Source organism: Serratia sp. BNK-33-b (genome assembly GCF_048684565.1).
In the GTDB taxonomy this organism is placed as follows: domain Bacteria; phylum Pseudomonadota; class Gammaproteobacteria; order Enterobacterales; family Enterobacteriaceae; genus Serratia; species Serratia marcescens.
Genome location: NZ_JBLQTZ010000001.1, coordinates 3,801,807 through 3,814,549 on the forward strand (window position 1 = coordinate 3,801,807; position 12,743 = coordinate 3,814,549).

Below are 12,743 nucleotides of genomic sequence, written 5' to 3' on the forward strand. Positions count from 1 at the left end.
GAGGCCGTTGTGCCCAAGGGGCAATGCCGCATCAATGGCCGGCGAAGTCCACCAGGCAGTAGCAATCGATGCCCAGCTTGTTCAGACGCGCTTCCCCGCCCAGATCCGGCAGGTTGATGATGAACGCGGCGTCGTTCACTTCACCGCCCAGACGGCGGATCAGTTTGGTGGTCGCTTCGATGGTGCCGCCGGTCGCCAGCAGATCGTCCACCACCAGCACTTTGTCACCCGCAGTGATGGCGTCGGTGTGGATCTCCAGCTTGTCGGTGCCGTACTCCAGCTCATAGCTTTCGCTGAGCGTGGCGCGCGGCAGTTTGCCCGGTTTGCGCACCGGCACGAAACCGACGCCCAGCGCCAGCGCGACGGGCGCGCCGAACAGGAAACCGCGCGCTTCGGTACCCACCACCTTGGTCACGCCCGCTTCGCGATAGCGCTCAACCAGCAGCTCGATGCTGGCGGCGTAGGCCAACGGGTTTTCCAGCAGGCTGGTCACGTCGCGGAACAGGATGCCCGGCTTCGGATAATCCGGGATGGTTTTGATACTGTCTTTAATAAACTGAAGCTGCTGCGCAGTAGCGGTCATAATTGTTGCCTGATAAAACTGCCTGAAAACCGGCGCGCCGCTCACCCGCCGCCCCCGGGTGAAACACACCGGAGAAGAAATGGCAGGCGATCCGCGCACGAAAACGCCCAAATCTATGCAAACTGGCGGACAAATGCAACCAGCGGCGCACAATCAGCGCTGTTTTTGTTGCGACAGGTCAATAACCGGCAGGCGCAGCATAAAGGTCAGCAAAATAGCCAACATCAGCAGCAACAGCCCGCGCACCCACCAGATTTTCACCAGCCACAGCGAACAGGCGAAGGTAAGTACAATAACCAGCACCGCCTTCCACTTCGCCCCCGGCGGCAGCGCGCGATGCTGCTGCCAGTGGCGCAGATAAGGGCCGAACCAGGAGCGGTACAGCAGCCAGTGATGAAAGCGCGGCGAAGAGCGGGCGAAACACCAGGCGGCCAACAGCAGGAACGGTGTGGTCGGCAGCAATGGCAGCACCACGCCCAACGTCGCCAGCACCACCGCCAGCCAACCCAAAATGATCAATAACCCACGCGTCATGCGGCTCTTCGCTCCTCAATCGGTTGCCGCCTACTGTAGCATCGGCGCCGCGCCGGCGGAATATGCGTACGGCGCTTGTTTCACGGCAGGATCGCGGGCAAGCTTACGCCTGTTGAAATCAAGAGGGAGCTTATGTGAGCACTCAGCGTCTATTACAGGTGTTGGCACAGCAGATCGCGGCGCTGGCGGCCGAAGTGACCCCGCGCGGCGACGTTCCGATCCCGCAGGCGCGCTTCGACGCCGCCCTGTTCGCCAATCGCGGCACGCGGCTGCGCGACTACCTGGCCGAAGTGGAGAAAAATTTCGCCCAATTGCAAAGCGCCGCCAACGACAACCGCACCAGCCAGGTGGCCTTTCTGGCCGAAAAACTGGTGGCTCAAATCTCTGCCCTGCAGCGCGAGCTGGCAACCCAGGCGCTGCGGCGCAAGAACCAGCCGAAAGAAGCCCCCGAGGCCGATCTGTACCACAAACTGGCCGAACATCAGGACTACGAACGCCGGCTGATCGCCATGATTCAGGATCGGGAAAGCCTGCTGGGGCGCCAGACCACGCTGGCGGCGCAGCAAAAGCTGCAGCACGAGCTGGCGGCGCTGGAGGGGAGACTGATGCGCTGCCGTCAGGCGCTGGCGCGCATCGAGCGCAATATCGAGCGCAAAGAAAACGGTTTTTGAAGATTTATCACAATATTTTAATGATTATTCCCGGTTGCGCGCCGGGTTCACTATACTCTGCCGAGACACGAGTTTTTCATCCCATTAATTAATAAGCGCAGGTGCTATGTCTCTGGAAAACGCCTCACCCGAACTGCAGCTGGCGGTAGACTTGATTTACCTGCTGGAATGCAACGAGATCGATCCGGCTACCGCGCTGGCGGCGCTGGATATCGTCAAACGGGATTATCAGGAAAAGCTGCAGCGCGCCGGCGTCACCTCGCCCTATCTGCCCGCCGGACAGTAACCGGGGACAGCGCCGCTGTCCCTTTCGCCTCTCATTGCTTATCCGCCGCCGTCTGGCCGCCGTCGTCCGGCGACAGCGTTCTTTTCACTTCCTGCACTTCGTTGCCCTGCTGGTTATGCAGATACACCTCCAGCTGGTTGAAAGCGATGTCGATGTCGTTTTCCCGGCACAAGCGGTCGATTGAGCGATTCAGTTCATCCACCGTGTAGCTGCGATCGCGCAGTTCGCGCACATAGAGCCGCAGTTCGTGATCCAGCGTGCTGGCGCCGAAGTTGAGGAAGAACACCTGCGGTTCGGGATCGGTCATCACCCGCGGGTTGTCGTGCGCCGCCTGCAGCAGCACCTTTTTCACCTTGTCGAGATCGGAGCCGTAGGCCACGCCGACCTTGATCAGCACGCGGGTGATGGTATCGGACAACGACCAGTTGATCAGCCGCTCGGTGACGAATGCCTTGTTCGGAATGATCACCTCTTTGCGGTCGAAGTCGGTAATGGTGGTGGCGCGAATGCGGATCTTGCTGACCGAACCGGAGAAGGTGCCGATGGTGATGGTATCGCCGATGCGGATCGGGCGTTCGAACAGAATGATCAGACCGGAGACGAAATTGGCGAAGATCTCCTGCAGGCCGAAGCCCAGCCCGACCGTCAGACCGGCGGCCAGCCATTGCAGTTTGTCCCAGGATACGCCGAGCGATCCCAGCGCAACCACGGCGCCCACGGCGGTAATCAGGTAAGTGAGCACGGTGGTGATGGCATAGGACGCCCCCTGCCGCAGCTGCAGCCGCGACAGCACCACCACCTCCAACAAACCGGGCAGGTTGCGGGTGAGCACGTAGGCGACGATCACCGCGGCGATCGCCACCATCATGTTGCCCAGCGTCACCGCCTGCGCCACGCTGCTGCCCGCCACGGTGCTGGTGTAATGCCACAGCGTGATGCTGTCCAGGTAAGCGATGACCGTCACCAGATCCGACCAAATGGCGTAGAAGGCGCTGGCGAAGATGGCGAACAGCACCAGGGTGGTCAGGCGCAGCGACTGTTGGTTGATCTGATCGAGCGCCAGCGGCGGTTCTTCCACCACCGGTTCACCGCCTTCGGCCCCCTCTTTCGCCACGTTTTGCCGCCGCGCCAACGCGCGCCGGTAGGCCAGACGCCGCGCCGCCACGCTCAGGCCGCGCAGGGCAGTCAGGTACACAATATTCCACAGGAAAAACAGATACAGGCTGTCTATCCAGCGGCTGGCCAGCCGCAGCGTGGTATAAAAGTAGCCGGCGAACATCAGCCCCAGCAGGATCAGCGGCGTGGCGGCCAGCGCAGTGACCATCACCAGCCGCACGGCGTGCGAGCCCTTTTCACGCCAGCTGTCGCGACACAGCGGGAACACCAGCACCGTGAGCAGCGCCAGCGTCAACATCACCACGATCTGGCCGATAACGTCTTCCACCAGGCGCAGCGGCGCTTTTTCGCCCAATACCGACCAGAAGATCAGCGGCTGCAGCGCCAGCCCCAGCCGCAGCGTCTGGCGGCGGTAATGCGCGCACAGGTTGGCGCCGAAGTTGAAATGCCGCTCGGCGATGCCGCCCGGTTTCAGCATGCGGTAACTGAAAGCGAATACCAGCCATGACAGCGCCAGCTGCTGCGACAATGCCCAGATAAAGTCGCTGATGCCAAAATCTGCGCGATACATCCAGAAACCGACGCCAAGGAGCAACGCGGCGCCAGGCAACACCTTCAGCAAGGTCAGCGCGATGGCCTTCGGCGTATGCAGTTGGCCGTCGCGCTTCAGTTGCCCCACATCGTTGGCCAGCTTTTGTAAATGGCCGTCGATCAGCCGGTAGCGCCAACGCAATACCCCGATCGCCAACAGCAGCGGGATCAGGAACACCAGCGCATTCACCCCGCCCTGCAATAGCTTGCCGCCGTCGAATTTGAGATCGAGCCCGGCAATCTGATCGCGCACCGCCTCCGGCATCGCCTTCAGCCACGCCAGATCGACCGGCTTGTTGCTGTTGACCCAGAAAATCTGCTGGGTCAGCGTATCCTGCAGCGATCCGTAGACGCTGGTGAGCTGCTGTTGGTTAATCTGCAGGTTGATCGACAGCGACAGCTGGTTGCTGAGCTGCTTGTTCAACTGATCCAGCAGTTCGCGGCGCATGTCGACGATCTCGTTCAACGCGTCGATCACTTCCGGGCCGGCCTTTTCCTTGCTCTCGGTCACCAGCTGGTTGATGTAATCTTCGCCCTTGAACAGATCGTCGCGTTGCTGATTGATATCGAACTGCTCCAGCCGCAGATCGGCGATGCGCGTATCCATATCCGCCAGCAGCGTGCCCTGCGGCAGGCTTTGCTGCTGCTGATACAGAATGCGCGACAGCACCAGGCTGCCTTTCAGCACCTGGATCTGCTCTTTCAGGTTACGCTCCGCCTGCAGCCCGCGGTCGAGCCAGTTCTTGACCCGAATGTTCTGCTGGAACAGGGTGTTGCTCTCTTCGGTGGCGGCGATCAGCCGCTGGCTCAGTTGGCGGTTGACGTCCAGCTGCTTGCTGACCAGCTGATCGTGCTGAATATCGGTGGCGTCTTCCGGGTTCTGCGCCTCTTTGGCGGTCTTTTCGGACAGCGTCAACCGCTTGCTGTTGACGATCTCCTGCAGCAGTTGCACCGACCGATCGAGCGCATCGATATGCGCGGTGGTGTAATCGCGCTGCTTTTGCAGCAGATCCTGCAGCGTGGTATTGGCTTCCAGGCTTTTACGCTGCAACTCCAGCTGCGCATTGAGCAGCGCCTGCTCGGTGCTCAGCATCACCTGCTGACTGTTGCGCAGCGAATCTTGCCCCGGCGTCTGGCCGCTGAGCTGGCTGCGGATCTCCTGCAGGCGCTGCGAGGCGGCGTACATGGTGCTTTGTACCCGCTCGGGCTGGGTTTGCAGCGACACCAGTTGGCTGTTGTAGGTGGAGAGGCTCTCCTGCGCGCTTTGCAGCTCGTCGAGCGTTTGATACAGCCGGCTTTCCAACTGACGCAGCGACAGCGGCAACAGCGCAGCGCGCGCCGCCGCATTGTCTACCGGCTGCTTCAGCGCATCCAATTCGGCGGTGACCTGACTGAGTTTCGCCGGCGCCTGCTGCACCTGCTGTTTAAGCTGCGCGGCGTCTTGCCGGTTGCGCTCAAGGGCATCCAGCAGCTCCAGCGTGCGGGTCAAATCCTGCTGGGAGAGCTTTTCGACCGGCGTCAGGGCTTTTTGCTTGTTCAGCATTTCCAGCTGGCTTTGCACTTCGCTGCGCTGCGGCAGATCGCCGCTCAGCGCCGCCTGCGCCGGCGAGCTGAACGCGTAAATAAGGAAAAGGAGAGTCGCGGCGGCGATGCGCCGCCGGCATGCGCCGACAAACATGAGCGGCGCCAGAGAAGGCAGAGTCAACCAGCGATGCATGATTTAGCTTCGGATCGGTTAAGAAGCCTGAAGATTATCACGATCGCCGGCAGGCAACGAACAACAAAAGCGTTGCCGGTGATGTCCCATTGTCGTGAAATCAGAAAGTCAGCACTTTCTCCGCCGCCAGCGTCCACTGCGCCAGCTCGACCAAGGTGCCGATCGCCACGCCGTCCGCCAGCGGCAAGCGGCTGACGCCGCGCGCGTCGGCGCAGGTCTTGCACAGCTTGACCGGCACCTGCTGCGCGGTGAGGATTTCCAGCATCTGCTGCAGGTGGTACCCCTCGTGCGGCTGCTGCCCGGCCAACCCGGCCACCACCGCATCGGACATCAGAAACAGCCGCAGATCGAGATCGCTCTGCTGCTCTTTCATGGCGATGGCCAACCGCAGCGCATTGAACAAGGATTCGTGGCCATAGGCGGCGCCATTGGCGATGAGAACGACTGATGACATGAAATCTCTCCTTATAAAGGCAGGGAGCCGGCGTTGGACGGTGCTGCCGTCGGCATATCGGATTTGAGGCGCAAGGTGGGGCAAAACTGCAGCATCTCCAAAAACGCATCCACCAGCGCTTCGGCTTCAGCCCGCAAATCGAAACTTTCCGGCATAAACAGCCAGTTTTCCAGCAGGCCGGTGATATAACCGCGCAGGATGATCGCCGCGCGACGAGTGTGCAGATCGGCCGGCAATTGCCCGTGGTGAATGCAGTTGCACAGCACCGCCTCGATGCGTTCGTAACCGGCGAGGTACAGCACCTTGCGCGAATCCAGCAGCGGCATCATTTCACCGACAAACTCGCATTTGTGGAATATAATTTCCATCAACGCCCGCCTGCGGCCGTCTTCAACCGTAGACGTCAGAATGTAAATCAGAATTTCTCGGATAACCCGCAGTGGATTATCGGGAAACTTTGCCTGATACTCTGTTTCGAGCTGGTCAATTTTCGGCTCGGTAGATTCCCAAACTTCATTAAACAGGTCTACCTTATTCTTGAAGTGCCAGTAAATGGCTCCACGCGTAACCCCAGCAGCGGTGGCAATATCTGTCAGTGACGTTGCAGCAACGCCACGTTCAGAGAACTCTCTCACCGCAGCATCGAGGATTTGCTGTCGGGTTTCTTGCGCCTGCTGTTTGGTTTTTCGTGCCATGGCATTGTTATTTAGGGGGAGTGTGATTTACATACATTCGCGAATGTATGTACCATAGCACGCACATATAATTAACGCAGCAATGGGTTTTAAAGCTTGTGATCCATTGATCATTTTGAAATCGGACACTTGAGGTTTTTCTATGAACAAAAACAGAGGGTTAACGCCTCTGGCGGCCGTTCTGATGCTTTCAGGCAGCTTAGTGCTAACAGGATGTAACGATAAAGAAACCCAACAGCAAGGTGCCCAACAACAGGCACCTGAAGTGGGCGTAGTCACCTTGAAGGCCGAGCCTCTCAACATCACTACCGATCTTCCTGGCCGCACCGCTGCGTATCGTATCGCCGAAGTTCGCCCTCAGGTCAGCGGCATCATCCTGAAGCGCAACTTCGTCGAAGGTAGCGATATCAAGGCCGGGACGTCTCTGTACCAAATCGATCCCGCAACCTATCAAGCCAGCTACGACAGCGCGAAAGGCGATTTGGCCAAAGCACAGGCCAGCGCTTCCATCGCACGCGTGACGGTAAACCGCTACAAGCCATTGCTGGGTACCAGCTATATCAGTAAGCAGGACTACGACAACGCCGTCTCCACGCTGCAGCAAGCGGATGCCGCCGTCGTGGCCGCCAAGGCCGCCGTCGAAACCGCGCGCATTAATCTGGCGTACACCAAAGTGACCTCCCCGATCTCCGGCCGCATCGGCAAATCCGCCGTGACCGAAGGCGCGCTGGTCAGCAACGGCCAGGCGACCGCCCTGTCCACCGTGCAGCAGTTGGATCCGATGTATGTCGACGTCACCCAGTCGAGCACCGACTTCCTGCGCCTGAAGCAAGAACTGGCCAGCGGCGCGCTGAAGCAGGAAAACGGCAAGGCCAAGGTGAAACTGATGCTGGAAAACGGCACCGAATATGCGCAGGAAGGCACGCTGGAATTCTCTGACGTCACCGTCGATGAGACCACCGGTTCCATTACCATTCGCGCCCTGTTCCCTAACCCGAACGATACGCTGTTGCCTGGCATGTTCGTGCGCGCCCGTCTGGACGAAGGCGTGCGCAGCGATGCGCTGCTGGTGCCGCAGCAAGGCGTCACCCGCAACCCGCGTGGTGAAGCGACGGCGTTAGTGGTCGGTGCAGACGATAAAGTTGAGCTGCGCACGCTGAAGGCGGATCAGGCGATTGGCGACAAATGGCTGGTTACCGATGGCCTGAAAGCCGGCGATCGCGTGATCGTCTCCGGCCTGATGAAAGTGCATCCAGGCGCGCAGGTAAAGGTGCAGGAAGTTGACACTCAGGCGCAAAAACAGCCGCAGTCTGAAGCGCAGAAGTCATAAAAAGGAGCCTGTAATACATGGCTAAGTTCTTTATAGACCGCCCAATTTTCGCCTGGGTAATCGCCATCATCGTCATGTTGGCGGGGGTGCTTGCAATAATGAAACTGCCGATCGCGCAGTATCCCACTATTGCACCGCCGGCGGTGAGTATTTCCGCCACCTACCCGGGCGCAGATGCCAAAACGGTGCAGGATACCGTCACGCAGATTATCGAACAGAACATGAACGGTATCGATAACCTGATGTACATGTCCTCCACCAGTGATTCCTCTGGTAGCGTCACCATTACCCTGACGTTTGATTCCGGCACCGATCCTGACATCGCGCAGGTTCAGGTTCAGAACAAACTGTCGTTGGCCACCCCATTGCTGCCGCAAGAAGTTCAGCAACAGGGCCTGAAAGTAGAAAAATCCAGCAGCAGCTTCCTGATGGTGGCCGGCTTCGTTTCCGACGATCCGAACATGACGCAGGACGATATTGCGGACTACGTGGCGTCCAACATCAAGGATCCGATCAGCCGTTCGTCCGGCGTGGGCGAGGTGCAGCTGTTCGGTGCCCAGTACGCGATGCGTATCTGGCTGGATCCGAACAAGCTGAACAACTACCAGCTGACGACCACGGACGTGACCTCCGCCATCACCGAGCAGAACAACCAGATCGCCGCAGGCCAGCTGGGCGGCCTGCCGCCGGTGCCGGGGCAGCAGTTGAACGCCTCGATCATCGCGCAGACCCGTCTGACTTCGCCGGAAGAGTTCGGCAAGATCCTGCTGAAGGTGAATACCGACGGTTCCCAGGTGCGCCTGCGCGACGTCGCTCACATCGAGCGCGGCGCGGAAAGCTATGCCGTTACCGCGCGTTATAACGGCAAGCCTGCCGCCGGCCTGGGTATCAAACTGGCAACCGGCGCCAACGCCTTGAACACCGCCAAAGGTGTGAAAGACGAGCTGGCCAAGATGGCGCCATTCTTCCCGCAAGGGATGAAAGTGGTTTATCCGTACGACACCACCCCGTTCGTTAAAATCTCCATCAACGAAGTGGTGAAAACGCTGCTCGAAGCCATCATCCTGGTGTTCCTGGTGATGTATCTGTTCCTGCAGAACTTCCGCGCGACGCTGATCCCAACCATCGCGGTGCCGGTAGTACTGCTGGGGACCTTTGCGATACTCGCGGCGTTCGGCTTCTCGATAAACACCCTGACGATGTTCGGCATGGTGTTGGCGATCGGCCTGCTGGTGGATGACGCCATCGTGGTGGTGGAAAACGTCGAGCGCGTCATGTCCGAAGAGGGGCTGCCGCCGAAAGAAGCCACCCGTAAATCGATGGGCCAGATCCAGGGCGCGCTGGTGGGCATCGCCATGGTGCTGTCGGCGGTATTCGTGCCGATGGCGTTCTTTGGCGGCTCAACCGGCGCCATCTATCGCCAGTTCTCGATCACCATCGTGTCCGCGATGGCGCTGTCGGTGCTGGTGGCCTTGATCCTGACGCCGGCGCTGTGCGCCACCATGCTCAAACCGATCCCGAAAGGCGATCACGGGGTTAAAACAGGCTTCTTCGGCTGGTTTAACCGCATGTTCGAGAAGAGCACGCATCACTATACCGACAGCGTGGGCAACATCCTGCGCAGCACCGGCCGCTATCTGATCATCTACCTGCTGATCGTGGTTGGCATGGGCCTGCTGTTCCTGCGCCTGCCTTCCTCGTTCCTGCCGGACGAAGATCAGGGCATCCTGTTGACCATGGTGCAGTTGCCTGCCGGTGCCACCGAGTCCCGCACCAACAAAGTGCTGGAAGAAGTCTCCGACTACTTCCTGAACAAGGAAAAGGACAACGTGGTTTCGGTGTTTACCGTCGCGGGCTTCGGCTTCAACGGTAACGGCCAGAACAACGGCCTGGCATTCGTCAGCCTGAAAGACTGGGGCGAGCGCCCAGGGGCCGGGAACAAGGTAGAAGCGATCGCGGGTCGCGCCATGGGCGCCTTCTCGCAGATTAAAGAAGGCCTGGTGTTCCCGTTCAACCTGCCGGCGATCATCGAACTCGGTACCGCAACCGGCTTCGACTTCGAGCTGATTGACCAGGGCGGCCTGGGGCACGAAAAACTGACCGAAGCGCGTAACCAGCTGTTGGGCATGGTTGCTCAGCATCCGGACGTGCTGGTGGGCGTGCGCCCGAACGGCCTGGAAGATACGCCGCAGTTCAAACTGATCGTCGATCAGGAGAAAGCCAAGGCGCTGGGCGTGAGCATCACCACCATCAACAGCACGCTGAGCACTGCACTGGGTGGTTCGTACGTCAACGACTTCATCGACCGCGGTCGTGTGAAGAAGGTGTACGTACAGGCCGAAGCGCCGTTCCGCATGCTGCCGGAAGACATCAACAAGTGGTACGTGCGCGGTACCAGCGGCCAGATGGTGCCATTCTCCGCCTTCTCTTCGGCGAAATGGGAATACGGCTCACCGCGTCTGGAACGCTATAACGGCTTGCCGTCGATGGAAATTCTTGGCCAGGCCGCACCGGGCAAGAGTACCGGTGAAGCGATGAACCTGATGGAGCAACTGGCGTCCAAACTGCCAAGCGGCATCGGTTACGACTGGACCGGCATGTCCTATCAGGAACGTCTGTCGGGCAACCAGGCGCCGGCGCTGTACGCCATCTCGATTCTGGTGGTGTTCCTGTGTCTGGCGGCGCTGTATGAAAGCTGGTCCGTGCCGTTCTCGGTCATGCTGGTATTGCCGCTGGGGGTTATCGGTGCGTTGTTGGCCGCGACGATGCGCGGCATGAACAACGACGTGTACTTCCAGGTGGGGCTGCTGACCACCATCGGTCTATCGGCGAAGAACGCCATCCTGATCGTGGAGTTCGCCAAAGACCTGATGGAAAAAGAAGGCAAAGGCCTGATCGAAGCGACATTGGAAGCGGTGCGTATGCGTCTGCGTCCAATCCTGATGACGTCCCTGGCCTTCATCCTCGGGGTTCTGCCGCTGGTTATCAGCAGCGGTGCGGGCTCCGGCGCACAGAACGCGGTTGGTACCGGCGTAATGGGCGGGATGATCACCGCTACCGTCTTGGCGATCTTCTTCGTACCGGTGTTCTTCGTGGTGGTTCGCCGCCGCTTCAGCAAGAAGAACGAAGACCTGGAACACAGCCATCCGGTAGAGCACCACTGATCGCTCAGTGACGTGAGCTCCACCTGATAATCGAAAAGGCCGCGCATGCGGCCTTTTTATTTTGTTTCAGTTACTTAATGCAAACCATTCTCATTAATTCACTTTTGTGTGCAATTTGCGCTTGATCGCGATGCCAGGTCAGCGCATAATTATTGTTATAGTATAACATTACACGAGAGGGCTGTTATGAAACCCGGCATCCACCCCGATTACCGCACCGTGGTGTTCCACGACGTCAGCGCCAATGCCTACTTCAAAGTGGGATCGACCATCAAAACCGATCGCACTATCGAACTGGACGGCGAAAGCTGGCCGTATGTCACCCTCGACGTCTCTTCCGCTTCGCATCCGTATTACACCGGCAAGCAGAAAGACTATTCCAAAGAAGGCAGCACGGCGCGCTTCCAGCAGCGCTTTGGCCGCTTTATCGGCAATAAGTAACAAGGAAACCCCATGCAGGTATTGAGTTCATTGCGTTCGGCGAAAAACCGCCACCCGGATTGCAAAGTCGTGCGTCGTCGTGGCCGCATCTATGTGATCTGTAAAAGCAATCCGCGATTCAAAGCGGTACAGGGACGTAAGAAAAAGCGTTAACTCCCAAGTGTCATCTGTCGCAAAGCCCCGTTGCTGCTCAACGGGGCTTTTTTTATGGCGAGAAAGTGCCTGCAAGCTGTCCCCCACCCGCGGGCGGGGGGCAGAGATTACTTCATGCTGCTCAGCAGCGTGTCGACATTGTGTTTGAACGCCTGCTCATAGGTGGCCGCCGGGCCGCCGGCGCGGGAGAGCGCTTCAGGGTACAGCTCGCCGCCCGCCTTGGCGCCGGTGGCGGCGGCAATCTGTTTCACCAGCCGCGGATCGGTCTGGTTTTCGATAAAGTAAGCGTTAACCTTCTCCTGTTTAATCTGCTTAATCAGGTTCGCCACGTCGCTGGCGCTGGCTTCCGCTTCGGTGGAAAATCCGACCGGGGCAAGGAAGGTGACGCCATACTCTTGCCCAAAGTAGCCAAAAGCATCATGGCTGGTCAGCACCTTACGTTTCTGCGGCGGCACTGCGGCGAACTGGGTTTTGGCCCACAGATCCAACTTTTGCAGCTGCTGAATGTAGTCGGCGCCGCGCTGGCGAAAATAGTTGGCATCCTCAGGATCGGCGGCGATCAGGGCGTTCATCACGTTGGTGGCGTACTGCACGCCGTTTTTCATGCTGTTCCAGGCGTGAGGATCGGTAATCTGTTTGCCATCCTCTTCCATCTGGCGGGTGTTGATGCCCTGTGAAGCGGTGATCACCTGCCCTTTATAACCCGAAGCGCTGACCAGGCGATCGATCCACCCTTCCAGCCCCAGGCCGCTGACGAAGACCACATCAGCCTGAGCCAGCTTCTTGCCGTCCTGCGGCGAAGGCTCGAAACTGTGCGGATCGCCATCCGGCCCCACCAGCGTGCTGACCTTGACGTGATCGCCGCCCACCTGCTTGACGATATCTCCCAGAATGGAAAAGCTGGCGACGGCGTCGACGGTCTTCGCCATCGCCAATGGGCTGGCCAGCAGAGCAGCAACCGCCAGCGATATAGGTAAACGTTTCATACTTTCTCCTTGCAAATGGCAC

General features: G+C 59.2%; 12 protein-coding genes. 6 read left to right on the top strand and 6 right to left on the bottom strand.

Annotated elements, in window-relative coordinates; all coding sequences use genetic code 11:
* Positions 1-31: 31 nt before the first annotated feature.
* Together apt and ACMGGK_RS18410 are read right to left on the bottom strand one after the other, a co-directional pair.
* Entirely contained in the window at positions 32-583 is a 552-nt protein-coding gene (apt, locus tag ACMGGK_RS18405; RefSeq protein ID WP_015376864.1) for an adenine phosphoribosyltransferase, read from the bottom strand.
* Positions 584-736: 153 nt separating this feature from the next.
* Positions 737-1,117, bottom strand: a complete 381-nt coding sequence (locus ACMGGK_RS18410; RefSeq protein ID WP_049299671.1) for a DUF454 family protein — start codon at positions 1,115-1,117, stop codon at positions 737-739.
* Positions 1,118-1,251: 134 nt separating this feature from the next.
* On the opposite strand from ACMGGK_RS18410, the gene priC reads away from it, so the two are divergent.
* Together priC and rsmS are read left to right on the top strand one after the other, a co-directional pair.
* Positions 1,252-1,788, top strand: coding sequence for a primosomal replication protein PriC (priC, locus tag ACMGGK_RS18415; protein WP_033641136.1), 537 nt, complete (start codon positions 1,252-1,254; stop codon positions 1,786-1,788).
* A 106-nt stretch (positions 1,789-1,894) separates the two neighbouring features.
* Positions 1,895-2,074: a pleiotropic regulatory protein RsmS gene (gene rsmS, locus ACMGGK_RS18420; RefSeq protein WP_016928837.1), complete on the top strand. Its 180-nt coding sequence runs from the start codon at positions 1,895-1,897 to the stop codon at positions 2,072-2,074.
* A gap of 31 nt (positions 2,075-2,105) precedes the next feature.
* Here the strand turns inward: rsmS and mscK are convergent, their stop codons facing one another.
* The 3 genes from mscK to acrR all read right to left on the bottom strand — a co-directional run bounded on the left by mscK (position 2,106) and on the right by acrR (position 6,647).
* A complete protein-coding gene (mscK, locus tag ACMGGK_RS18425; protein ID WP_049299672.1) occupies positions 2,106-5,498 on the bottom strand; it encodes a mechanosensitive channel MscK in 3,393 nt (1,130 codons plus the stop codon).
* A gap of 100 nt (positions 5,499-5,598) precedes the next feature.
* Positions 5,599-5,952, bottom strand: coding sequence for a DsrE/DsrF/TusD sulfur relay family protein (locus ACMGGK_RS18430; protein ID WP_016928839.1), 354 nt, complete (start codon positions 5,950-5,952; stop codon positions 5,599-5,601).
* An 11-nt stretch (positions 5,953-5,963) separates the two neighbouring features.
* Positions 5,964-6,647: a multidrug efflux transporter transcriptional repressor AcrR gene (gene acrR, locus ACMGGK_RS18435; protein WP_042705619.1), complete on the bottom strand. Its 684-nt coding sequence runs from the start codon at positions 6,645-6,647 to the stop codon at positions 5,964-5,966.
* 142 nt (positions 6,648-6,789) lie between these two features.
* Between acrR and sdeX the strand changes: the two genes are divergently transcribed.
* The 4 genes from sdeX to ykgO all read left to right on the top strand — a co-directional run bounded on the left by sdeX (position 6,790) and on the right by ykgO (position 11,735).
* Positions 6,790-7,977, top strand: a complete 1,188-nt coding sequence (gene sdeX / locus ACMGGK_RS18440; protein WP_004940290.1) for a multidrug efflux RND transporter periplasmic adaptor subunit SdeX — start codon at positions 6,790-6,792, stop codon at positions 7,975-7,977.
* 17 nt (positions 7,978-7,994) lie between these two features.
* Positions 7,995-11,141, top strand: a complete 3,147-nt coding sequence (sdeY, locus tag ACMGGK_RS18445) for a multidrug efflux RND transporter permease subunit SdeY (RefSeq protein ID WP_420277114.1) — start codon at positions 7,995-7,997, stop codon at positions 11,139-11,141.
* Between the two features lie 186 nt (positions 11,142-11,327).
* On the top strand, positions 11,328-11,582 hold the full coding sequence (locus ACMGGK_RS18450; RefSeq protein ID WP_004940303.1) for a type B 50S ribosomal protein L31: 255 nt from the start codon (positions 11,328-11,330) through the stop codon (positions 11,580-11,582).
* A 12-nt stretch (positions 11,583-11,594) separates the two neighbouring features.
* Positions 11,595-11,735 (top strand): type B 50S ribosomal protein L36, encoded by a 141-nt coding sequence (gene ykgO, locus ACMGGK_RS18455; RefSeq protein WP_004940304.1) that lies wholly within the window; start codon positions 11,595-11,597, stop codon positions 11,733-11,735.
* Positions 11,736-11,842: 107 nt separating this feature from the next.
* Here the strand turns inward: ykgO and ACMGGK_RS18460 are convergent, their stop codons facing one another.
* Complete coding sequence (locus ACMGGK_RS18460) at positions 11,843-12,721, bottom strand: metal ABC transporter substrate-binding protein (RefSeq protein WP_420277115.1); 879 nt, start codon at positions 12,719-12,721, stop codon at positions 11,843-11,845.
* Positions 12,722-12,743: the final 22 nt, after the last annotated feature.